This is a genomic window from Maritalea myrionectae (assembly GCF_003433515.1).
In the GTDB taxonomy this organism is placed as follows: domain Bacteria; phylum Pseudomonadota; class Alphaproteobacteria; order Rhizobiales; family Devosiaceae; genus Maritalea; species Maritalea myrionectae.
The window spans coordinates 3023599-3045481 of the sequence record NZ_CP021330.1 but is presented as its reverse complement, the minus strand read 5'-3'; the positions used below and the strand labels follow the sequence as shown (position 1 = coordinate 3045481).

Annotated in this window: 25 protein-coding genes; 14 read left to right on the top strand and 11 right to left on the bottom strand. The window is 54.0% G+C overall.

Annotation, left to right across the window (positions count from 1 at the left end; translation table 11 throughout):
• Window positions 1-8 precede the first annotated feature (8 nt).
• From MXMO3_RS15345 to MXMO3_RS15330, 4 genes are read left to right on the top strand one after another with little or no spacing between them, the layout of a single operon-like run.
• Window positions 9-1775: a DNA polymerase III subunit gamma/tau gene (locus MXMO3_RS15345; RefSeq protein WP_117396439.1), complete on the top strand. Its 1767-nt coding sequence runs from the start codon at window positions 9-11 to the stop codon at window positions 1773-1775.
• Window positions 1772-2095, top strand: a complete 324-nt coding sequence (locus MXMO3_RS15340; protein WP_117396438.1) for a YbaB/EbfC family nucleoid-associated protein — start codon at window positions 1772-1774, stop codon at window positions 2093-2095. Before MXMO3_RS15345 ends, MXMO3_RS15340 begins: the two co-directional genes overlap by 4 nt.
• 17 nt (window positions 2096-2112) lie before the next feature.
• Window positions 2113-2721, top strand: a complete 609-nt coding sequence (recR, locus tag MXMO3_RS15335; RefSeq protein WP_027833948.1) for a recombination mediator RecR — start codon at window positions 2113-2115, stop codon at window positions 2719-2721.
• 8 nt (window positions 2722-2729) lie between these two features.
• The gene (locus MXMO3_RS15330) at window positions 2730-3140 is read left to right on the top strand and encodes a nuclear transport factor 2 family protein (protein WP_162889303.1); all 411 of its coding nucleotides are present in this window, start codon (window positions 2730-2732) and stop codon (window positions 3138-3140) included.
• On the opposite strand, the gene MXMO3_RS15325 is transcribed toward MXMO3_RS15330, so the two are convergent.
• Window positions 3137-3577 (bottom strand): Lrp/AsnC family transcriptional regulator, encoded by a 441-nt coding sequence (locus tag MXMO3_RS15325; protein ID WP_117396436.1) that lies wholly within the window; start codon window positions 3575-3577, stop codon window positions 3137-3139. The two genes, MXMO3_RS15330 and MXMO3_RS15325, sit on opposite strands and share 4 nt — an antisense overlap.
• A gap of 150 nt (window positions 3578-3727) precedes the next feature.
• Here MXMO3_RS15325 and MXMO3_RS15320 point away from each other — a divergent pair, with 150 nt between their 5' ends.
• Both MXMO3_RS15320 and MXMO3_RS15315 read left to right on the top strand, forming a co-directional pair.
• Window positions 3728-4801, top strand: coding sequence for an ornithine cyclodeaminase (locus tag MXMO3_RS15320; protein WP_117396435.1), 1074 nt, complete (start codon window positions 3728-3730; stop codon window positions 4799-4801).
• Window positions 4802-4901: 100 nt separating this feature from the next.
• Window positions 4902-6167, top strand: coding sequence for a SulP family inorganic anion transporter (locus MXMO3_RS15315; protein ID WP_117396861.1), 1266 nt, complete (start codon window positions 4902-4904; stop codon window positions 6165-6167).
• A 62-nt stretch (window positions 6168-6229) separates the two neighbouring features.
• Here MXMO3_RS15315 and MXMO3_RS15310 read toward each other — a convergent pair whose 3' ends face one another.
• Window positions 6230-6640, bottom strand: a complete 411-nt coding sequence (locus tag MXMO3_RS15310) for a hypothetical protein (protein ID WP_117396434.1) — start codon at window positions 6638-6640, stop codon at window positions 6230-6232.
• Between the two features lie 128 nt (window positions 6641-6768).
• On the opposite strand from MXMO3_RS15310, the gene MXMO3_RS15305 reads away from it, so the two are divergent.
• A complete protein-coding gene (locus MXMO3_RS15305; protein WP_117396433.1) occupies window positions 6769-7794 on the top strand; it encodes an AraC family transcriptional regulator in 1026 nt (341 codons plus the stop codon).
• Between the two features lie 66 nt (window positions 7795-7860).
• Here MXMO3_RS15305 and MXMO3_RS15300 read toward each other — a convergent pair whose 3' ends face one another.
• Both MXMO3_RS15300 and MXMO3_RS15295 read right to left on the bottom strand, forming a co-directional pair.
• On the bottom strand, window positions 7861-8343 hold the full coding sequence (locus MXMO3_RS15300; RefSeq protein WP_162889302.1) for a pyridoxamine 5'-phosphate oxidase family protein: 483 nt from the start codon (window positions 8341-8343) through the stop codon (window positions 7861-7863).
• 111 nt (window positions 8344-8454) lie between these two features.
• The gene (locus MXMO3_RS15295) at window positions 8455-9264 is read right to left on the bottom strand and encodes a class I SAM-dependent methyltransferase (RefSeq protein WP_117396431.1); all 810 of its coding nucleotides are present in this window, start codon (window positions 9262-9264) and stop codon (window positions 8455-8457) included.
• Window positions 9265-9610: 346 nt separating this feature from the next.
• On the opposite strand from MXMO3_RS15295, the gene MXMO3_RS15290 reads away from it, so the two are divergent.
• The gene (locus tag MXMO3_RS15290; protein WP_117396430.1) at window positions 9611-10903 is read left to right on the top strand and encodes an MFS transporter; all 1293 of its coding nucleotides are present in this window, start codon (window positions 9611-9613) and stop codon (window positions 10901-10903) included.
• Between the two features lie 56 nt (window positions 10904-10959).
• On the opposite strand, the gene MXMO3_RS15285 is transcribed toward MXMO3_RS15290, so the two are convergent.
• A complete protein-coding gene (locus MXMO3_RS15285) occupies window positions 10960-12111 on the bottom strand; it encodes a DNA recombination protein RmuC (protein ID WP_117396429.1) in 1152 nt (383 codons plus the stop codon).
• 176 nt (window positions 12112-12287) lie between these two features.
• Between MXMO3_RS15285 and def the strand changes: the two genes are divergently transcribed.
• From def to truA, 3 genes are read left to right on the top strand one after another with little or no spacing between them, the layout of a single operon-like run.
• Entirely contained in the window at window positions 12288-12803 is a 516-nt protein-coding gene (def, locus tag MXMO3_RS15280) for a peptide deformylase (protein ID WP_117396428.1), read from the top strand.
• A gap of 1 nt (window position 12804) precedes the next feature.
• Window positions 12805-13731: a methionyl-tRNA formyltransferase gene (gene fmt / locus MXMO3_RS15275; RefSeq protein ID WP_117396427.1), complete on the top strand. Its 927-nt coding sequence runs from the start codon at window positions 12805-12807 to the stop codon at window positions 13729-13731.
• Entirely contained in the window at window positions 13731-14483 is a 753-nt protein-coding gene (gene truA / locus MXMO3_RS15270; protein WP_117396426.1) for a tRNA pseudouridine(38-40) synthase TruA, read from the top strand. Before fmt ends, truA begins: the two co-directional genes overlap by 1 nt.
• On the opposite strand, the gene MXMO3_RS15265 is transcribed toward truA, so the two are convergent.
• From MXMO3_RS15265 to dapD, 3 genes are read right to left on the bottom strand one after another with little or no spacing between them, the layout of a single operon-like run.
• On the bottom strand, window positions 14472-15065 hold the full coding sequence (locus tag MXMO3_RS15265) for a hypothetical protein (RefSeq protein WP_027833936.1): 594 nt from the start codon (window positions 15063-15065) through the stop codon (window positions 14472-14474). The two genes, truA and MXMO3_RS15265, sit on opposite strands and share 12 nt — an antisense overlap.
• A 1-nt stretch (window position 15066) precedes the next feature.
• Window positions 15067-16227 (bottom strand): succinyl-diaminopimelate desuccinylase, encoded by a 1161-nt coding sequence (gene dapE / locus MXMO3_RS15260; RefSeq protein WP_117396425.1) that lies wholly within the window; start codon window positions 16225-16227, stop codon window positions 15067-15069.
• The gene (gene dapD / locus MXMO3_RS15255; RefSeq protein WP_117396424.1) at window positions 16228-17076 is read right to left on the bottom strand and encodes a 2,3,4,5-tetrahydropyridine-2,6-dicarboxylate N-succinyltransferase; all 849 of its coding nucleotides are present in this window, start codon (window positions 17074-17076) and stop codon (window positions 16228-16230) included. It abuts the gene before it with no gap.
• Between the two features lie 175 nt (window positions 17077-17251).
• On the opposite strand from dapD, the gene MXMO3_RS15250 reads away from it, so the two are divergent.
• On the top strand, window positions 17252-18127 hold the full coding sequence (locus tag MXMO3_RS15250) for an LOG family protein (protein WP_027833933.1): 876 nt from the start codon (window positions 17252-17254) through the stop codon (window positions 18125-18127).
• A 30-nt stretch (window positions 18128-18157) separates the two neighbouring features.
• Here the strand turns inward: MXMO3_RS15250 and MXMO3_RS15245 are convergent, their stop codons facing one another.
• The gene (locus MXMO3_RS15245) at window positions 18158-18454 is read right to left on the bottom strand and encodes a hypothetical protein (protein ID WP_117396423.1); all 297 of its coding nucleotides are present in this window, start codon (window positions 18452-18454) and stop codon (window positions 18158-18160) included.
• Between the two features lie 88 nt (window positions 18455-18542).
• Between MXMO3_RS15245 and MXMO3_RS15240 the strand changes: the two genes are divergently transcribed.
• Window positions 18543-19223, top strand: coding sequence for a helix-turn-helix transcriptional regulator (locus MXMO3_RS15240; RefSeq protein WP_117396422.1), 681 nt, complete (start codon window positions 18543-18545; stop codon window positions 19221-19223).
• On the opposite strand, the gene MXMO3_RS15235 is transcribed toward MXMO3_RS15240, so the two are convergent.
• Together MXMO3_RS15235 and argB are read right to left on the bottom strand one after the other, a co-directional pair.
• Window positions 19220-19909 (bottom strand): pyrimidine 5'-nucleotidase, encoded by a 690-nt coding sequence (locus tag MXMO3_RS15235; protein ID WP_117396421.1) that lies wholly within the window; start codon window positions 19907-19909, stop codon window positions 19220-19222. The genes MXMO3_RS15240 and MXMO3_RS15235 overlap by 4 nt on opposite strands.
• Entirely contained in the window at window positions 19909-20823 is a 915-nt protein-coding gene (gene argB, locus MXMO3_RS15230) for an acetylglutamate kinase (protein WP_027833930.1), read from the bottom strand. The genes MXMO3_RS15235 and argB overlap by 1 nt, the downstream gene beginning before the upstream one ends.
• 143 nt (window positions 20824-20966) lie before the next feature.
• Between argB and MXMO3_RS15225 the strand changes: the two genes are divergently transcribed.
• Window positions 20967-21677 (top strand): glutamine amidotransferase-related protein, encoded by a 711-nt coding sequence (locus tag MXMO3_RS15225; protein ID WP_162889301.1) that lies wholly within the window; start codon window positions 20967-20969, stop codon window positions 21675-21677.
• Window positions 21678-21883 lie beyond the last annotated feature (206 nt).

Below are 21883 nucleotides of genomic sequence, written 5' to 3'. Positions count from 1 at the left end.
GGCAGAGTTTGGCAGATCAAAATTCCTCATATGTGGTGCTCGCGCGAAAATATCGCCCGGAGAGCTTTGAAACCTTTATTGGTCAAGAAGCTATGGTGCAAACGCTAAAGAACGCGTTTGAAGCCAACCGCATCGCCCATGCCTTTATGCTCACCGGGGTGCGCGGCGTGGGTAAAACAACCACAGCACGTATTTTGGCCCGTGCGCTCAATTTTGAAGATGACAATGGCCCGCGCCCCAATCTCGAATTAGCGGAAGAAGGCAAGCATTGCCGCGCGATCATTGAAAGCCGTCACGTAGACGTGGTGGAAATGGATGCGGCGTCTCACACGGGCATTGATGATATTCGTGAGATCATCGACAGTGTGCGCTATGGCCCGGTGTCGGCCCCCTATAAAGTCTTCATCATCGATGAGGTGCACATGCTCTCCAAAGCGGCCTTCAACGGGCTGCTGAAAACGCTGGAAGAGCCACCCCCTTATGTGAAGTTTATCTTTGCGACGACAGAAATCCGCAAAGTACCGGTGACCATCCTGTCACGCTGTCAGCGGTTTGATCTGCGGCGCGTCGAAAGCGGCACCCTCAACACCTATCTGACCAGCATTTTGGAAAAGGAGGGCATCGCCTTCCAACCTGATGCGCTGCAAATGATCATTCGCGCGGGCGAAGGCTCGGTGCGCGACAGTCTTTCCTTGCTCGATCAAGCAATTGCCCATGCGGGCGGTGAGATTGGCACGGACACGGTAAAGCAAATGCTGGGGCTGGCCGATCGCGCCCTGGTGCTCGACTTGTTTGAAACATTGATGCGCGGCGATATGGCGGGCGCGTTTGAACAGCTGCGCCACCAGTATGATTCAGGCGCAGACCCGCAAACCATCATGTCTGATTTGGCGACAGTGACCCATTTGGTGACCCGTCTAAAAGTGGTGCCCAGCGCCGTAGACGACCCGGCATTGACGCCTGACGAAAAAGAGCGCGGCCGCGAAATGGCGCAAAAACTTAGCGTAAAAATATTGTCGCGCGCTTGGCAAATTCTCAATAAAGGCATCAGCGAAATCAACAATAGTCACGACGCCTTGCAGGCGGCTGAGATGGTGTTGATCCGCTTGGGATATGCCGCTGACCTGCCGTCGCCAGACGAGTTGATCAAAAAGATACAAGCCAACCCACAAGGCGCATCAGCACCCCAGCACAGTGGCGGCAATGGTGCAGATGCACCGCGCGCCATGGCCAATGGCGGTGGCATCAATGCGCTGGGCCAAAAAGCACCCACGGCATCGCGGGATCAAAGCCCGTTGCGCGCCATGGCCACCAATCCAGACCCAACACCCGCCGCGGCGCAAGAGCCCACATTGGAAATCAAAACCTATGAGGAATTGATCCAGTTGGCGGGCGAAAATCGCGAGCTGGTGCTCAAGCACGCTTTGGAAGCGCATGCCAGCCCGGTTTCATTTGCCACGGGCCGTATTGAACTGGCGCTGACGGAAGAAGCAGACCACACATTCGTGCCGCTATTGTCGGCTAAACTACGTGAATGGACCAACCAGACATGGATGGTCTCCGTCGCCCGCGAAAAAGCAGGCGACACCATCGCGGCGCAAAAACAACGCGCCCGAGACGCGCGGCAAAAAAAGGCGGAGCAAATACCCGAAGTCAAAGCGGTGTTGGATGCATTCCCCGGCGCAAAACTGGTGAATATTCGCTCTTTGATTGATGAAGATCAGCCCGAAGACTGGCTGGATATTGATTTAGAAAATGAAGAAGGTGACCTATGAAAGACATGATGGGCATGATGAAAAAGGCGCAGGAAATGCAGGCGCGCATGGGCGAAATGCAAGCTGAGCTGGAAGCGCTGGAAGTTGTCGGCACCGCTGGTGGCGACGCCGTGCAGGTAACCTTGACGGGGAAGGGCGAGATGCGGGGCGTAAAAATCGACCCAAGCCTGCTCAAGCCTGATGAAGCTGAAATCGTTGAAGATTTGATCATTGCGGCCCATGCTGATGCCAAGCAAAAATCAGAAGAAATGGCACAGGAGAAAATGAAGGAAGTCACCGCTGGCTTGCCTATTCCTCCTGGCATGAAGATGCCGTTCTAAGCCAAGAGACATTCTTCATGTCCTCACGGTCGGGCGGCCCCGAAATTGATCAGCTTATCCAATTGTTGGCGCGACTGCCGGGCCTTGGCCCGCGGTCGGCACGCCGTGCTGTGTTGCACCTGATCAAGAAAAAAGAGACCTTGATGGTGCCGCTTGCTGGCGCGCTTGAGCGTGCTGTTGATACGGTTATGACCTGCCAAAGCTGCGGCAATGTCGATACCATTTCCCCCTGCCATATCTGCACCGACCCAAAGCGCAACACCGCTGGCCTGTTGATCGTCGTGGAGGATGTGGCCGACCTGTGGGCCTTGGAGCGGGCGGGCGTTGGCGCCGCGCTCTACCACGTGTTGGGTGGCACCTTGTCACCGCTCGATGGCATTGGACCGGAAGATTTGAACATCCATAGTTTGGTTGAGCGCGTGGAAGCGGGCAACATCACTGAAATCGTTTTGGCTGTAAACGCCACTGTGGACGGGCAAACCACCGCGCACTACATTACAGATCAGCTGCAATCATTCGGCGTAAAAATCTCACGGCTGGCCCATGGTGTGCCGGTTGGCGGCGAACTGGATTATCTGGACGAGGGCACCTTGTCGCAAGCATTGAAAGCACGCACAGACTTTTGAGTTGAGGAGTGGACATGCCGAAATTTTCGAAGAAGCAGTGGATCACCGATTATCTCGCCGCTTTATCGAAAATGGCAGTGGGCGACACTCTTTCAGTCTTTCTCCATCCTCAAATCGAACAAGTCGAATTTCCCAACGCGCTCACCAAACAAAAAACCACACGTGATCTCGCTGCGATGCTGCAAGGCGCCGAAGCTGGGCGGAAGGTTTTGCAGGGGCAGAGCTTTGAGATTGTCAATTATATGGAAGACGATCAGAATGGCGCGCTCGCTGAAGTAATCTGGACGGGGAAACTCGCTGTTCCTATCGGCAGCTTACAGCCCGGCGATGAAATGAAAGCGCACTTCGCGTGGGTCTTCGAATTTAAAGAACAAAAGATATTTCGCCAGCGCAATTACGATTGCTTCGAGCCCTTTTAAACCGAGCTCAGCAAAATGCTGGTTTCGCTGTTCAAAATATTGTCGATCATACGCACCTCGCGCAGCACCCGATCAAATTCAGGCAGGCTTGAAGCCTGAATTTCCACCACCAAATCCCAAGCACCATTGGTGGAGTGTATGTATTGCACTTCAGGCATGCCGCGCAGCTTTTTGATCACATCGCTGGTGGTCTTGCCCACCACTTCCACCATCATGATGGCCCGCACCATGTCGTGGCCGTAATCTTCACGCACCCGCACCGTGAATCCGAGCAGGGCGCCAACCTCGGTCAATCGGTCCAGCCGATTTTGCACCGTGCCGCGTGAAACGCCTAATATATTGGCGATTTTGGCCAACGATGCGCGCCCATCCCGGCGCAAAAGCGCAATCAATTCGCGGTCTAGCGCGTCATACACATAATAGGGATTCTCAGCCATCTTACGATCCAATGTCAAATTGCACAATCCGACTATACGATTTTATCAAAATAGATGGCAAGAATTATAAATCATTGCCATTTTTTTTGACTGAACCATTGCGTATGATTTGTTTCTCTTACTTTAGCTTTGGATGACGAGGGATATTCAATGGCAAAATTCCACCGCGACACACTCAATCTTGTGCCTTTTGTCAGCGTCGACAATATGATGAAACTCATCTTGCATATCGGCGTGGATGAGGTGATGGCAGGCATCGCCAAAGCCATCGAAGAGGATTTTGTGCGTTGGGAATTGTTTGATAAAACCCCACGCGTCGCCTCCCATTCAAATGAAGGTGTGATCGAGCTGATGCCCACCAGCGATGGTGAGGTTTATGGCTTTAAATATGTGAATGGCCACCCCAAAAACACCAAGGACGGCATGCAAACCGTCACCGCGTTCGGTCTATTGGCGGATGTGGCAAATGGCTATCCGGTGCTCCTGTCTGAAATGACGATCCTCACCGCCTTGCGCACCGCTGCCATGTCCGCCGTGGCTGCCAAATATCTGGCGCCCAAAAATGCAAAAACCATGGCCATCATCGGCAATGGCGCCCAGTGCGAATTCCAGGCGCTGGCCTTCAAAAAAATCTGCGGCATTGAAAATGTCCGCCTCTATGATACGGACCCGAAAGCCACCGAAAAGGCCATGTTCAACCTGCAAAATAGTGGGCTTAACCTCACTTCATGCAGCACCGGCGAAGATTGTGTGGCGGGGGCCGAAATCATCACCACCTGCACGGCGGATAAGCAATATGCCACCATCCTCACCGACAATATGGTCGGCTCTGGCATGCACATCAACGCCATTGGCGGCGATTGCCCGGGCAAGACCGAGCTGCATAAAGACATTTTGTACCGCTCGGAAATCTTCACCGAGTTCACCCCGCAAACCCGCATTGAAGGCGAAATTCAGCAATTGCCGGACGACTATGAAGTCACCGAATTGTGGGAAGTGATGTCAGGCCAAAAAGAAGGCCGCAAAGCCGAAGGGCAAATCACCCTGTTTGACAGTGTCGGCTTCGCCGTCGAAGATTTCTCTGCCCTGCGCTTTATCTATCAGGCCATCCAAGGCACCCAATTCTATGAAGATTTGGACATGCTGGCTGATCCCGATGATCCGCGGGATCTCTATGGCATGGTGCAACGCGCCGCCAAACAGAATATGACAGCAGCGGAATAACAAAATAGCCCCGGTTCGCCGGGGCTTTTCTTTGCGCCATTTCGGCGCGGCATAAAGAAAATTCATGACAGCCGCCGAACCGGCGATGTATGATTTACCCATGCGACTCCCAAAAATTCTCACCACAATTCAATCCTATAGTTGGCCACTTTTTCTCGCTGACCTGATCGCAGGCATCACGGTTGCGATGGTGGCGCTGCCGCTCAGCTTGGCCATCGCTATCGCCTCGGGCGCAACACCAGAAAAAGGCATCGTCACCGCAATTGTTGCGGGCTTCTTGATTTCCTTGTTTGGCGGCAGTCGGGTTCAAATTGGCGGGCCAACCGGGGCCTTTATTGTGGTGGTGTTCGGTGTCATCGCTGAGCATGGATATGATGGTTTGGTGCTGGCCACCTTCATGGCGGGCATCATTTTGTTGATCGCCGGATATTTCCGGGCAGGCAATCTCATCGCCTTTGTGCCTGAAGCCGTGGTGGCTGGGTTCACCATCGGAATCGGCATCATCATTGGCACGAGCCAGCTCAACAGTTTCTTCGGCCTGTCCTTGGCAGAAGTGCCCGCAGAATTTTTCGAAAAAGTGCACGCCTTCTGGGGCGCCCGCGACACGATGAGCTTGGTCACCTTGGCCATTGCCTTGGCAACTTTGGTGATGATTGTCGCCCTGCGCCGCATGGCCCCCAAATTTCCCGGTCTCATTGTGGCGGTCGGCATTGGCTCGCTCGCGGTGTCTGCCTTTGCCCTGCCTGTAAGCACCCTCGGGTCGCAATTTGGCGAACTGCCCAGCGGCTTGCCCATGCCGCAACTGCCCGTACTAACATTGGCGCGTATTGTTGAACTGCTCCCCTCGGCCTTTATCATCGCCTTTCTGGCAGGCGTGGAATCGCTATTGTCTGCCATGGTGGCGGATAAAATGATCGAAGGTCATCATCGCCCAAATGCGGAGCTAACGGCGCAAGGTATCGCCAATATCGGATCGGCCTTGTTCACCGGGCTGCCCGCTACGGGCGCCATCGCGCGTACGGCGACCAACATCAAAGCTGGCGGCAAAACGCCTGTGGCCGGGTTGGTGCACGCTGTCACCATCTTGATCGTCATGTTGCTCGCCGCGCCGCTCGCGGGCTATCTGGCCATGCCTGCCCTAGCTGCATTACTGATGGTCACCGCGTGGAACATGATGGAAGTGGACAAATGGGGTGAATATGCACACGGCAAAAAGAGCGATCTGTTCCTCTTATTACTCACACTTGTCCTCACCGTCGCTGTAGACCTGACCGTCGCCATTGGTGTCGGCGTTATCATCGGCTTGGCGCTAAATCTGAATAAGCAAAAGCCGATCAAAAGCGATTGGCGACCGCCCAATCGCTAAGGCGTTGAACGAAAAAAGCCCCGTTTGACCGGGGCTTTGAGTTATGCTGCGCTTCCGCTCAATCAATCGTTCTTGGCGCGCCACAGATCCAGTGCTGCCACATAGCGGGCAATCGCATAGCGCCACGGGATGATAAACACAAACGGCACCACAAAGGCGCAGGCAAACAAGACCTCTGTGGTCCCTTCATCCATGGTGCCTGTTTGCCAGCGGGGCAGGGCCACAAACAACACCCAAAGGAGCTTCCAGCAAAGCTCAAACCAAAGCAGCGGCAACATAAAAAGGGGTGCGAACAGCCCGAGAATGGAGAGCACCGCCAAGGCGCTCAACATGGCGGTAACAACGCCATCCATCATGGGCATAGTCACCACCGGGCCAAACAGGTCAGGCACGATCTGTATCGACAGGCCAACCAACAACAACAAATAACATCCGCGCAATAAATAAAGGCGCAACAGCGAAACGGGCTTCAATTTTTTGTCCTTCTTGCAATTCGCAGAGAGAATGGCGATCTAGTGAACATAGATTTGTAGCCGGATATAAGATTAAGTCCATGATCTTAGGTTGCTTGAAACTTGATCCTTTGTAACAGGAGACAGAATTGGCGCATTCCACAGTGTCAGCCGGTTTAGCAGCGGGCCTCTTGACCTATGCGGCCTCACGCGGGGCAGATGCTGCCGATTTGCGGCTCAAGGTGGGGCTCGCCGATATGGATCTGACAGATCCGGACGCGCGGGTGCCGTTCAAGCACTATCTCGCGCTGATGCATCAAGCGCAAAAGGAAACCGGAGATCCCGCGCTCGCGCTGCATTGGGGCGAAGATGTGGACATGGCGGAGCTTTCAATCGTCGGCCTGATCATGAACGCCGCCCCCACTATGGGCGCTGCGTTTCAGCAATTGCAGCGCTATGGGCGGCTGGCCATGGAGATCAATGATCCAGCGGGCAGCCCGCATTTTGAACTGACCCAGCAGGACGGGCGCCTCTATATGGTTTATCAGGCGACACCTGCACAAAATGTGCCGGAATTGGTGGAAAATGCCTTTGCGCGGCTGACGTGCGGGCCGCGCCAGTTTCTTGACGCCCCGCATATCCTGTCGGTCCACTTTACGCATGCAGCACCGTCTTACAGGGATGAATATGCCCGTATATTTCAATGTCCGGTGCAGTTTGAGGCCAAGTGGAACGCTTTGGAGCTGCACCCAGAGGTCGCCGCATGGCCCGTCGCGCAAAGCCCAACCTATATGTCCAATCTCTTAGCCGAGCGGGCCGATCAGCTTTTGAATGATCTATCGACACAAAAAAGCACTCGCGGCCAAGTGGAGCAGGCGCTTCTGCCGCTATTACATTTGGGCAATCCGGGGGCAGATCAAATCGCCGCCCAATTGGGCATGTGTCGCCAAACGCTATTTCGTCGCCTGAAAGAGGAGCACACAGCCTATCGTGACGTGCTGGAAGAGCTACGCCACACCATGGCCATGTCGCATCTGAAAAGCCAAAAGCTCAGCGTGGGCGACATTGCCTATTTACTGGGGTTCTCCGACGTTGCGGCCTTCTCCCGCGCCTTTAAGCGCTGGACGGGCCAAAGCCCGCGCGCGTTCCGTCAAAGCTTTGAAGTGGTGGTGTAGGGCGCACAAAAATGTGCCGCCAGATGCAAAGCACCGGCGGCACTATTGAATATTCATTCACTAGATTTATGCGGCCTTCTTAAAATCCAATGTGGCGCGTTGGCCCACATCCGGCTCGTGATGGGTCAAGTTCGCCTTGATGGTTTCGAACAGGAAGACAGCACCGCTTTCCGTGCTCAGCCAAATCTCACCATCCTGCGGCTCAAACTTGACCAACACCAGATCGGGATCATATTTGCCGTCCTCGAACCATGCTGAAGCCACAACGCTCCAGATTTCTTCCAGCTTTTCCTGATTGGGCGATGTGGAGACTTTGCCGTTCACATAGCCGTGCAAACCGGCGCTGTTGTCGGACAGGGCAAAGCGAATGGTTTTCCCCGCTTCCGCCGCATCCGCGGCATCTGTGCCTTTCGAGGTGATAAACCAGATCGCCCCGTCATCCTCCGGCGTCAGGTTAGGCGTCATCGGAAACAAACGCCCGTCCACATCCATCAAACCAGATTTAACATTAGAGAGGCGCTTCCAGAATTCCTTCTTAAAATCAGTCATATCTCGCACTCCTTTCATTGTAAGGAGAAACGTATGGGACCAGGGGATGGTTCCAGATCATTAGGCGGCGGTCACTTTATCGCTGCCAATTCCTCGATCTCCGCCAACCAATTATAGGGGTCGATGTGCGACCACCATCATCGCCACCAGCCGCCCTTCTTCAATGGATCGTGCGCTATTGCCAGTGCGCTCCGGCATATCGTCGCCCATTGCGGGAACGGCTCCGATTGTCCCCGGCTGGGGGCCGCCGCCGGGTTGCGATGGTGCGGTGGCGGCGCGATCTTCAATCGCTTCAAATCCCGCTTGCTTGAGCAGCATCAAAATGCGTTCCGGCGTTTCCAGAAAGCTCCCATCCGACGTGCGTGCCCAGGGCAGCGGGTAGATGGGCGGCGCGTTAGGGCCTTCAGCAATATGGCTGATGGTATAGATGCCGCCCGGTTTGAGCACCCGGAAAGCCTCGCAGAACAGGGTTTCCTTGTCGGAAACATTCATGGAGACATTCTGGCACAACACCGCATCGAACCTTTCATTGTCATAGGGTAGCTCCGTCACGCTGCCGACAGACAAAGAGATTTTGTCGTCAAGCCCAACCATTTCATTTAACTGCGTGGCCACATCAATATATTCCGGTGTCAAATCGATGCCCTCAACTGTGCACCCATGTTGCCCCGCCAGAAACCGACTTGGCCCGCCAATGCCACAGCCCGCATCAAGCACATGACAGCCCTTTGGAATTTCGGCCAGCACCACCTGCGTTTCGGTGGTGGTGAAGCCACCGCCGTGCAAATGGTCGAGTTCCGCCAGCATCTCCCGCGTGGGATTTTCCGGGTCGTGTCCGGCCGAGCGCAAGGCATCGCGGATGCGTTGCATCAGATTATGGCGGGTATAATGATCAATAACAGATTCAGTCTCGTTCCCCATTTCGCCTCCCCCCTGACGCCTGATGGTGGTCCAAGAATACCACCTCCGGCCATTTTCGGCAAAATGGCGCTCAATTGTTCATATGCCGTGACGCCGCACACGCGCCAAAATCGCGGCACTGTAATTGGCCCATCCGGCACGACCAAAATGGAAACGCTGATATGTCTCTATTGATGGGATCACCTGATGAAAGTCCTAGAATAGCAGCTCATGATGGAATGACAGCTATGCAGACATAGCGCCATTTCGCTGCGGCTGTGCGAATGCTCGGTTTGACACAACGCGAATTGCTCGTCTTGCGGCGTGAGCTATTGCGCACAGATGTGCAAAGACAGATAATAACGCCATGACAACGGAAATCGAGTTTTCTTTCAAAGCATTGACAGGTAGAGCACAACGGCACATTCGGGTGTTTCAAGTGCACCAGTTTTTGGACCGTTTCGCCATGGGTTTAACGGTTGCAGTGGTCGCACTTGCGTTGACGGATCGTGGCATGGATCTCTTCCAGATTTCGCTTCTCTTCGGGGTTTACTCGCTCACAACCGTGGCGATGGAACTACCGTTTGGTGGCTTGGCCGACAACATTGGCAGAAAGCCGGTCTTTCTTGCAGCCGTCATTGCGAGCTTGATTTCCTTGGCGCTTTTTCTCTCGTCGAGCAACTTCAGCGTCTTGGCTCTTTCGTTCGCCTTCATCGGGTTCGGACGTGCCCTACGTTCAGGCACGCTTGATGCGTGGTTTGTCGAAACATTCAAAACGGCCGCCCCGAATGTGGATGTCCAGCCCGCACTCGCGAATGCGCAATGGGCGAATGCTATAGGCCTAGCCGTTGGCGCGATTGTAGGAGGTTTTCTACCTGATGCGCTTGGTGGGATGGGCTTGCGGTATGGGATCAGCGCCTATGATGTTTCCTACACAGCGAGCTTTGTCGTGATGGTTGGCGTCTTAGTCTACACCATATTTGCCATAGCGGAGGAACCCCGCCCGCTGAACCCAAAAGCCGTCAAACAAGGTTTCGCCAATGTCCCACGGGTGATCACCGAGGCCAGTCTTCTTGCGTTGAAACATCCCACACTTTCAATGCTTCTGGCAGCTTTGGCGTTGTTCCTGATGGCAACCAACCCAGTCGAAGTGATTTGGCCCACATATGCCAAGCCCATGTTGGACGAGGGCTACGCCAATACGGCCATTGGTGTTCTGACGGCGAGCTACTTTTTCTCGATCGCTTTTGGCGCGTCGCTGTCTCCGCATATCAGCCGCATGTTCAAGCGTCGCCACGCGGTCACGCTCGCGATACTTTTTGCATGCCTAGCGGCTGTTCAGATCGCCCTTGCAATGCAAGGGGGCATTGTGGGATTTATTGGCGTCTTTGTTGTTTACTCAACCATTCTTGGAGCAAGCGAGACGCCAGCAAGCAGTATCTTGCACAGCTGCGTCGAAGATCGTCAGAGATCAACAATGCTGTCGTTGCGATCCCTCATCCAGCAATTGGGGGCCGCATTCGGACTGGTCTTGGCAGGAGCCGTTGCCGAGATGTACTCCACGCCTATCGCATGGATCGTGGGTGCAGCGTTCCTGCTCATAGCGATGGTATTGAGTTTTGCGTTGCGCAAACGATTGACCGGGTTGCCGATTATTTGACGTTTGTACGACATGCAACACTGGCTAATTGGTCTCAAAGCAGACCTCGCAAAAAACTACCCATCCCCCTCCAACATCACCTTGGTTTCCTCAAACTCAAGCTGTTCAATCCGTTCGCCGCGTTTGTTGACCTTGCCGGTGGAAATCAAAATCTGTTCCACATCGCGGTTAGCTTGTTGGAAATGGGTTTGCAGCTTGTGCACTCGTTCAGACAAGCGGCCCACATCGGCCAGAAGATTGGTGACTTCGGACTGGATAATATGCGCCTGTTCGCGCATTTTCACGTCGCGCAGCAGGGCTTGGATCACTTGGATGGAGAGCATCAAAAGCGAGGGCGAGACGATCACCACCCGCATCCGCAAGGCCTTTTGCACCAGATCATCGAACTTCTCATGAATATCCGCAAAAATGGCCTCTGAGGGCACAAACATAAAGGCCGTGTCCTGTGTTTCCCCGGCGATCAGATATTTTTCCGAAATATCCTTCATATGCTTGGTCATGTCGGTGCGGAACTGGGTCATCGCGCCTTTCAATTCCACCGCATCTTGCGCGTCATTAATCCGTTGCCAGCTTTCCAGCGGAAACTTTGCGTCCACCACCAAATCGGGCGCCTTGTTGGGCATCAGCACCAAACAATCGGGCCGCGAATTGTTGGAAAGGGTGGCTTGAAACTGGAAGGAGCTGGAGGGCAAGCCATCGGAAATAATCGCTTCCATCCGCCCTTGGCCAAACGCCCCGCGCGATTGCTTGTTGGCCAGAATATCGCGCAAAGAGACCATCTCGTGCGACAGCTCCGAAATATTGGCTTGCGCCCGATCAATCACCGCCAGCCGTTCATTCAGCTTAGAAAGGCTCTCCTCGGTCTTGGTGCGCGATTCCGTCACCGTTTGCCCCATGCGGTGGCTGGCGCTATCAATCCGGTCGGTCAATGCCTTGGCCAAATCCGAAGTGCGGCTGCCGAAAATCTCCGACATGGTGTGCATGCGCCCGGTCATCTCGCTTTGCACCCGCATTAGGTCGGCCATGTGCCGTTCCATCTCTTGATTGCGCTCGGCAATGCGCGCGGCTTCAATCGCCCGTTGCTGGCCGGCTCGCCAACTGCCGATCAGCGCTACAATCGCCAAAATCAGCAACAGGCCAACGCCCGTCAAAGTGAGTTCTAGTGCGGTAAAGCCATGCCCGAAGGCATAAAAAAGTACATCATTCATGGGGAGAACATATCGTGATTCGCGCCCATGTGCCGCCTTAAAGCGCTGGTGGCTTTAACTTGAGCCATTCTCTGCCTATATCTGGCAGGAGCAGGGCAGTTATGCGCCGAATTTCTTGACCCGAAGGGCTAATCGGCCTATCCAAGCACCCAAAGTTGAACCAAGAGATTAATACCATGACCATCCGCCCCATTTTACATATCCCAAACGATGTTTTGCGCAAGGTCGCCACGCCTGTTGAAACCGTGAATGACGAGATCAAAACACTGATTAAAGATATGTTTGAAACGATGTATGACGCGCCCGGCGTTGGCCTCGCCGCGCCGCAAATTGGCGAGTTGCATCGGGTGATCGTGATGGACCCTTCTAAAGAAGAGGACGAACCAAACCCGATCGCCATGGTCAATCCTGAAATCACCTGGGCGTCGGACGAAACATGGGTCTATCAAGAAGGCTGCCTGTCGATCCCTGAATATTATGAGGATGTGGAGCGCCCGGTCAAAATCCGCGTAAAATATCTGGATGAGAATGGCGTGGCGCAAGAGCTGGAAGCCGAAGAGCTTTTGTCCACCGTTGTGCAGCATGAGATCGACCATTTGGACGGCAAATTGTTTATCGACTATCTGTCGCGGTTAAAGCGCGAGCGGGTCACTAAGAAATTTCAAAAAATCGCTAAACGCGCAGCGGGGTAATATGCGGGTCATCTTTATGGGCACGCCAGAAATTGCCGTGCCAACCTTGAGTGAGATTATTGGCCGTGGCCACGATGTGGTGGCGGTCTATACTCAGCCGCCGCGCCCAGCGGGCCGAGGCAAAAAAGACCGTAAATCGCCGGTCCACGAATTGGCCGAAGGGTTTGGACTTGAAGTCCGCACGCCGTTCAATTTCAAAGACCCGGCCGAGGTCGAAGCATTCCAAGCGCTTGATGCTGACGTTGCCGTTGTCGTGGCCTATGGGCTGTTGCTGCCGCAAGCCATTTTGGATGCACCAGAAAAAGGCTGCTTGAATTTGCACGGCTCCTTGCTGCCGCGCTGGCGTGGCGCTGCGCCCATCCAACGGGCAATTATGGCGGGCGATACCCAAACCGGCATCATGATCATGAAAATGGACAAAGGCCTGGACACCGGCGATGTCGGTTTGATTGATGAAATCCCCATCTCGCCCAACATGACCGCGGGCGAATTGCACGATGAAATGATGGTGCGTGGCGCCGATATGATGGGCCGCGCCCTTTCAGCGCTGGAACGCGACAGTATGGATTTCACGCCGCAAAGCACTGAAGGCGTGACCTACGCCAAAAAGATCGAGAAGGCCGAAGCGCGGATTGATTGGACCCAGCCTGCGGCGGTGGTGCACAACCAAATTCGCGGCCTGTCGCCCTTTCCCGGCGCGTGGTTCGAAATTGAGATCAATGACAAGCCTGTCCGCATCAAGATCATCAAGGCCAGCCTAGTGGATGGAAGCGGTGCACCCGGCACCGTGCTCGACGATGATTTGCGCATCGCTTGCGGCGAGGGGTCCATTTTACCACTCACCGTTCAGCGCGAAGGCAAAGGCGCCATGGATGTGGAAACCTTTTTGCGCGGCCCCGGCTCGCTTAAAGGCAAGGTTGCACAATAGTGCCCCGCTACAAGCTCACAGTTGAATATTACGGCACCCCGTTTCACGGGTGGCAGTCCCAACTCGACGGCAAGGGCGTGCAGGACGCCATTGAAGACGCGATTGAAAAATTCTCTGGCGAACGCGTAAAGGTACAAGCCGCAGGGCGCACCGATTCAGGCGTGCACGCCACGGGGCAGGTGTTTCATCTGGATTTGTCCAAGCAATGGGATTCGTTTCGCATCGCCGAAGCGATGAACTTTCATCTAAAGCCGTTGCCCATCGCCATCACGGGCCATGCGCCAGTGCCTGACCATTTTGAAGCACGCTTTTCGGCGCTGTCGCGGCACTATGAATTCCTCATCTTAAACCGTAAAGCGCGGCCCACCTTCATGCGCAATCGCGTCTGGCATGTGCCCCATGCGCTGGATGCCGATAAGATGCACGAGGCGGCGCAGTTGATCTTGGGCCAGCATGATTTTACCACGTTCCGCGCGTCCATGTGTCAGGCCAACTCACCTATCCGCACGCTTGATCGGCTGGATGTGGAGCGACGGGGCGAGATGATTCATGTGTTCGCGTCTGCACGCAGCTTCTTGCACAACCAGGTCCGTTCCATGGTTGGCTCGCTGGTGGAAGTGGGGCGGGAAAGATGGACGCCGCAGGATTTTCGCGCGGCGCTCGATGCGGCAGACCGCAAAGCATGCGGTCCGGTGTCTCCGCCAGATGGCCTTTATTTGATCGGTGTGGATTATCCCGATTTAGACGCCTGAGGTTTGCGCGTCCAAAAATACAGCCGGATCAACACCTGCCGCTGCGAATAAAATGTTCACCGTTAGCATAGCTGCCATCAAAACGGCCATAATGGTTGCCACAAAAAAGATGATGGTTTGCGGTATGGTGAAGCCCAATATGAGCCGCGCGGTGCGCCAAAATACCAAAATGGTCAGGACCACGATCACAAAATACCCAACGCTGGCGAGCAGTTGGAAGATAAAGATCGCCACGAGTATCAGCGTGAAAAAAAAGCTGGCCCAATTGTTCGCGACCATATAGCCCAACATCCGGTCACGCTCGCCGATGATGCTCAAAAATCCGTAGGCAACCAAAAACGGTGTCGCATATAACAACGCATAGCTAATCAGGTTCGCCCATGCGGGCACCTGCAAATCTTCTGGCCCTGGCCCGGAAAACACTTCCTGCAACGCCAAGCCGATCAACACCGCGATAAAGCTGCCGACCAAACCAGATTGCGAAAAGTTGAAATATCCCAACTTATCCTTTTCACCTCGGATCAGCGCAAAGACGCCCTTGGCGGCATCAATCATTTCTTCAAGGTAGGGACGATTGTTCATATCAACTCTTTTGATCTAGGAAGGCGCGGACATAGTCAGTGTAAACCGCTTGCAATCGGTCCACCATAGCTGTTGGCACATGCTCGTCTACCTGGTGCATGCTTTTGCCCACAAGGCCAAATTCTGCGACAGGGCAATAATCGGCAATAAACCGCGCATCTGACGTGCCACCGCCAGTGGAGCGCTCTGGTGTAATATTGGCGTGCTTCTTCACAGTTTCAATAAGCAGATCGACATCTTTTGACTCATTGGAGACAAATGAGCGCGACACCGGATGATGAATTTTCAGCTCAATATCGCACCCATTGGCGGGCACTTTGAGGATTTGTTGCCCCAACCAATATTCCAGTTTGAACGCGTCCCAAAGGTCATTGAAACGGATATTGCCGCTCATGCGACCGCTGGCCGGGATCACATTGCTGGCGCTGTTGCCCACATCAATGGTCACCAGTTCCAGATTGGTCGCTTGAAAATTCTCGTTGCCCTCATCCAATGGCTCTGACGACAATTGCGCGGCAATTTTGGACAAAACCGGGATCGGATTATTGGCCTTATGCGGATAGGCCACATGGCCTTGCTCGCCTGCCACCGTGATGGTGAAGCTCAGTGAGCCACGCCGACCAATTTTGACCACATCGCCAAACTCTTCTGCGCTGGAGGGTTCGCCCACCAAGCCGAAGTCAAACTGATGGCCTTGCTCTTTCGCCCATTGCAAGGTTTTGACGGTGCCGTTCACCGCGTCGCTTTCCTCATCGCCTGTGATCAACAGCGAGATGGTGCCGTTGTCGGCTTCACCGCTGTCCACCAGCTCAGGCAGTGCCGCGCAAAAAGCGGCCACACCGCTTTTCATGTCGACTGCGCCACGGCCCCACATCACGCCGTCCACTTCCTCAGCGCCAAACGGATCGTGGGTCCAGGCGGCTTCATCGCCCACAGGCACCACATCTGTGTGCCCGGCAAACAGCAAATGCCGTCCGCCACGGTTGCGCGTGGCGAACAGGTTGTTCACTGGGTAAGACCCATCGCCATCAAAGGTGACGATTTGGCACTCGAAGCCCAATGGCGTCAGAAAATCTTGCAAAATCTCCAACGCGCCGTCATTGGCAGGCGTCACAGATTTGCAGCGGATCAGATCACGCAATAGGTCGAGTGCCTGGCTCACTTACGCCTCCCGCAACAAATCATTGATGGAGGTTTTGGAGCGCGTGCGCTCGTCCACCTGCTTCACGATCACTGCGCAATAAAGGCTTGGGCCCGGTGTGCCATCTGGGAAGGGTTTGCCCGGCATAGAGCCAGAGACCACAACGGAATAGGGCGGCACTTCGCCCATATGAATTTCGCCAGTTTCCCGGTTCACGATCTTAGTAGATTGGCCGATAAACACGCCCATGGAAATCACGGAGCCTTTGCCCACGCGCACGCCTTCCACAATTTCAGAACGCGCCCCGATAAAACAATCATCTTCAATGATCACTGGGCCAGCTTGCAGCGGCTCCAACACGCCGCCAATGCCAACGCCGCCGGAAAGGTGAACACCCTTGCCGATTTGTGCGCAAGAGCCCACAGTGGCCCATGTGTCCACCATGCAGCCATCATCAACATAGGCGCCCAGGTTCACGAAAGATGGCATCAAAACCACATTCTTGCCGATATGCGCTGATTTGCGCACAATCGCGCCCGGCACCGCGCGAAAGCCTGCTTCGCGGAACCGATTGTCGCCCCAGCCTGCAAATTTAGACGGCACTTTGTCCCACCATGTGGCGCCGCCAGGTCCGCCTTCAATCACTTCCATATCGTTCAAACGGAACGACAAAAGCACAGCTTTTTTCAGCCATTGATTGACCACCCATTCGCCTTGCTCATTTTGTTCGGCAACGCGGGCTTCGCCGCGGTCCATCAACTCAAGGGCTTCATTGACCGCATCGCGGACAACACCTTGTGTTGCAAAAGTGATCTCATCGCGATTATCAAACGCGTTATCAATAGTTTGAGCCAGTTCGGCGCGATCCATTTGAGGGTCTCCTTGGTGATGGGCATTGTCTTTTGCGCGACATTAGCGTGCAAGGTGCACCTGTCAACCTCGCTTTTTCGCGCTTTGGCCGTAAAATTGATCTGAAGCCAAAACATCTTTAACGCTTCACGCGCAAAGATAACGCAAGACCTAGGCACCTTGAAGGGAAAATATAATGGCAAGACGCCGCAGACAGCACCACACTTCGCTTCGCACTTCCGAAGAGGACATCAACGTTGCCCGTCGGGTGCCACGCACGCCGCAAACCGAATCTGCAGCCTACAAGCTGGCCTTTTCCGACGAAGAGTTTATGACCGCGGAAGAAACCCGCCCCATTCGGTTGCAGTTGGAAATTTTAAAGCCTGAATTGTGGTTGGCCGAGCGCGGCATTAATTCCACCGTGGTTCTGTTCGGCGGTGCGCGTTTGCCTGCGCCCGGCGCAGAGGCATGGGCAGCCAAAAACGATGTTCAAAAGAAAAATTTGGAGAAGAACTCCAAATATTATGAAGAGGCTCGCAAATTCTCGCGGCTGGCATCGCTGACGTCTGAGACATTGGACTATAAGGAATATGTTGTCGTAACAGGCGGCGGGCCCGGCGTTATGGAAGCGGGCAGCAAAGGCGCTGTAGAAGTTGGCGCGCCCAATATCGGCCTCAACATTGTCTTGCCGCACGAGCAGGCGCCCAACCAATATGTGACGCCAGACCTTTGTTTTAACTTTCACTATTTTGCCACCCGCAAAATTCACTTCTTGCTGCGCGCTCGGGTGATCGCCGTATTCCCCGGTGGTTTTGGCACAATGGATGAGTTCTTTGAAGCCCTGACGCTGATCCAGACAGGGCGTATGGAGCGTGTACCCGTGCTCTTGTTCGGCAAGGATTTTTGGTCGCGTGTGATCAATCTTGAAGCCTTGGCGGAAGAGGGCACTATCTCTCCGGGCGATCTCGACCTGTTTGAAACCGTCGACACGGCAGAAGAAGCTTGGTGCATTGTGCGCGAATTTTACAATTTGCCAAAAATCACCGATGAAGGTTGCGACACACCAGAATAAGAAAAGCCCGGCACGAGCCGGGCTTCTTTTTTATTCGGCGATTTTATCAATGTTGAAATGCTTCATGCTTTCAACACTCTCAATCTCAGCCATCATCCCTTGGAAGGCGGGCAAGGTCATCACCTTTTCCGCCGCTGCATGTGCATCTTCAAGGCTGGCCCATTCCACCAAATCGGCAAAATGCTTGTTATCTTCAGTGTTCACCAATGCATGATAGCGCACAAAGCCCTTCAACTCCTTGGCGTGGTCCATGGCCTCGCGCCGTAGCTTAAGGGCGTTTTCGGCGTTCTTTGCGGTGTAGCTGACCAATTCAAAAACATGAGACATTTGATTTTCCTTTCCTGTTGATGGAAAGCGATCTAGCATCCCCCTGTTGCCACCCTTGTGGCCACAATGTTGAGTAGGGACCCATAAAATGCGCCGTGCCGAACGCCTTTTCCGCATCATTCAAATTATGCGCACCGCCAATGGCGCGCTGACCGCGCAGCAAATTGGCGAAAAGTTGGAAATCTCCAAACGCTCTGTCTACCGTGATATGGCGCATTTGATCGGTTCTGGCGCACCCATTGATTCTGAACCTGGCGTGGGCTTTATGCTGCGCGATGAGTTTGACTTGCCGCCACTCAGCTTCACTTTTGAGCAGCTGGAAGCGCTGGCCCTCGGCGCGAAAACCCTCGCCCTGATTGCCGACAAGGATATGTCCGCCGCCGCCAAGGAAGCGCTGGCCAAAATCCGCGATGCCGTGCCGCAAAGCCATCAGGCCAAGTTGGACAGTCCACATCTGATGGTGATTCCGCCGCAAGGCATGAAAATGCCGCAAAAAGAATTGCGTTTGGGGCGCAGGGCAATTGATGAAAACCGCATTTTGCAGGTCACCTACCGCGCGCTAGATGACAGAGTGAGCGAACGCCAGCTCTACCCGTTGGCGCTCGCCAATTTTGGCCCGATCTGGTTGATGACCGCCTGGTGTACCAGCCGACAGGACTTTCGTGATTTCCGTATGGATCGGTTTGAGCAGATGGTTCTGGCACGCGAGAAGTTCAAACTCGCGCCGCACCAAACGCTTCAAACCTATCTCAAGAGATTTGAGAGCTAGTTTCGGCGCCCAAACGGGCTCAAAAATGTGCCCAAATCGTCGGTCACATGGTGGATATGCGCTTCACCATCCTTGCGCTCAAGCTCAAATGGTTCCAATTCACTGCCGTCAAAGTCTGCACCGGGCACCACATGCACCGTGTGCATGCCCAAATTGTGAGGCACTTTCAAATTGACTTCCATATCCTCGAAAAAGGCCGCGCTTTTTGGCGTCACTGCGTGGGCAGCCAAAAATTTCTCGTAAGATGGGTTATGCGGCTTGGGCGCGAATTCGGCTTCAATAATGCCAAAAATGTCTTCAAACACGTCGTCCCCGCCCAAGCGGTTCAACACATTTTCCGCATGGCCACGATCAGCATTGGTGAAGATGATTTTGCGGCCCGGCAGCGCCCGAATAGTGTCCATCAGCGCCGGGTTGGGCTGCACTGGCGAATAATCAATGTCATGCACTTTTTGCAAATAGTCATGCGGATCAATATTGCGGGTGGCCATCAAACCGTTCAAGGTTGTGCCATATTCAGCGAAGAACTCTTTTTGCAGCTTGCGCGCGTCGGCCCATTCATAACCCGTTACATCGACCACATAAGACGTGATCAGCTTGTCCACCTGATCGAACAACCGGCAGGTGCGGGGATAAAGGGTATTGTCGAGATCAAAGATCCAACAGTCGACATGCGAAAGTGACATTAAAGCTCCTCATCTTGATTGACATGAATCAGGGTGCCAGCACCATGTTCTGTGAACAGTTCCAATAGCACCGCATGTTCGGTTTTGCCATTCACAATCACCACCGCTTCCACGCCATTTTCCGCCGCAGAAATCGCTGTTTCCAGTTTCGGGATCATGCCGCCTTTGGCCACACCGTCTTCGATCAGCTTGCGGGCGCCATCCACATCCATATCGGTGATCAGCTCGCCATCCGCGCCTAATACACCCTCGACATCAGTAAGCAGCAAGAAGCGCTTGGCATCCATGGCCGAGGCAATGGCGCCGGCAAACGTGTCAGCATTGATGTTGAATGTGTCGCCCTTTTCACCAGCGGCAATCGGCGCGATCACAGGGATAATTTCTTCTGAAATCAGGCGATGCAAAATTTCCGGCCGTACTTCGCTCGGCTCACCAACAAAACCCAAATCAACAATGCGCTCAATATTGCTGTCTGGGTCCATTTTGGTGCGGCGCAGTTTTTTGGCGGAGACCATGTTGGCATCCTTGCCGCAAAGGCCGATGGCGCGGCCACCTTCTTGGGTAATCGCGGTTACGATCTGTTTGTTGATTGCGCCCGCCAGCACCATTTCCACCACGTCGACTGTGGCCTGGTCGGTCACCCGCAGCCCGTCCTTAAATTCAGACGTGATGTTTAGGCGTTCGAGCATTTTGCCAATTTGCGGCCCGCCCCCATGCACCACAATCGGGTGCACGCCAGACTGGCGCAAAAGCACAATGTCGCGGGCAAAGGCGCGCGCCAATTGCTCGTCCCCCATGGCATGGCCGCCATATTTAACAACCACCACGCGGTCGTCATAGCGCAACATATAGGGTAGGGCTTGGGCCAAAATGGCCGCTTCTTTAGATTTGTTTGGCTTGGGTTCGCTGGTCATGCGTTTGGAAATTCCTTGGGAATGATCGCGATTTGGTCGAACCCCATCGTGCAGGTTCACCTGACTTTGTCCAGAGTAAAACCGCTCTTGTCAGGTAAATGTCAATAGTCTTATGTGGTCAAAATTATATTGAGGCCACAATTATGAAAATTACCATTCTCCAAACGGGTCTTGTGCCCGAGCCTATGCGGGATGATTTCGACACCTACGGCACCATGATGCAAAAAATGCTGGAAACCGCGGGTGGCGATTTTGACTATGAAGTGGTCAGTGTTGTTGAAAATGAGCCCTTGCCGCCTCTTGATCAAGTTGAGGCCATATTGATCACAGGCAGTTCCCACGGTGTCTATGATCCGCTGCCATGGATTGCGCCTTTAAAAGAGTTTATCAAGCAGGCCTATGCGCGCCATATACCCATGGTGGGCATTTGTTTCGGCCATCAGATCATGGCCGAGGCCCTTGGCGGCCATGCGGGCAAATCCGAAAAGGGATGGGGCCTTGGGCGGCATGACTATCAGTTGGTCAATCTGCCCGAAAAACTGGCCCTTGCTGCCAGCCAGGTCAGCGTCACCGCCTCACATCAGGATCAGGTGCTTCAAGCACCGCCGGAAGCGCAGATTATTGCCAAGAGTGACTTTACGCCATTTGCTGGTCTTTATTATCCAAACGGCCCGGCGATCAGCGTACAACCGCATCCCGAGTTTGATGATGAGTTCTCAAAAACGCTCTTCACCAAGCGCAAAGGCGTTGTTTTTGACCCTGATGATGCAGACGAAGCGCTCGTCTCGTTGCAAAAAACATCATCATCAACCTTATTGGGGCGGTTATTTGTTCGATTTCTCCAACAAAAATAAGGTTCTGTCCCAAACATAATCAAAATTTAAACATCCCGGCGCTAGTCTTTTGACGAAGACGAAAGGCGGGGCAAACGTTACCGTGATCAAACAGGGGCATAGAAACGGCTTTTGGAGCCGATATGTCTGGCATTTAACAAATTTGCCGGCTCTGATCAGTATTGTCTTTATTTTCCTTTTTTGGATTTTCGCCGAAGATCAGCGCA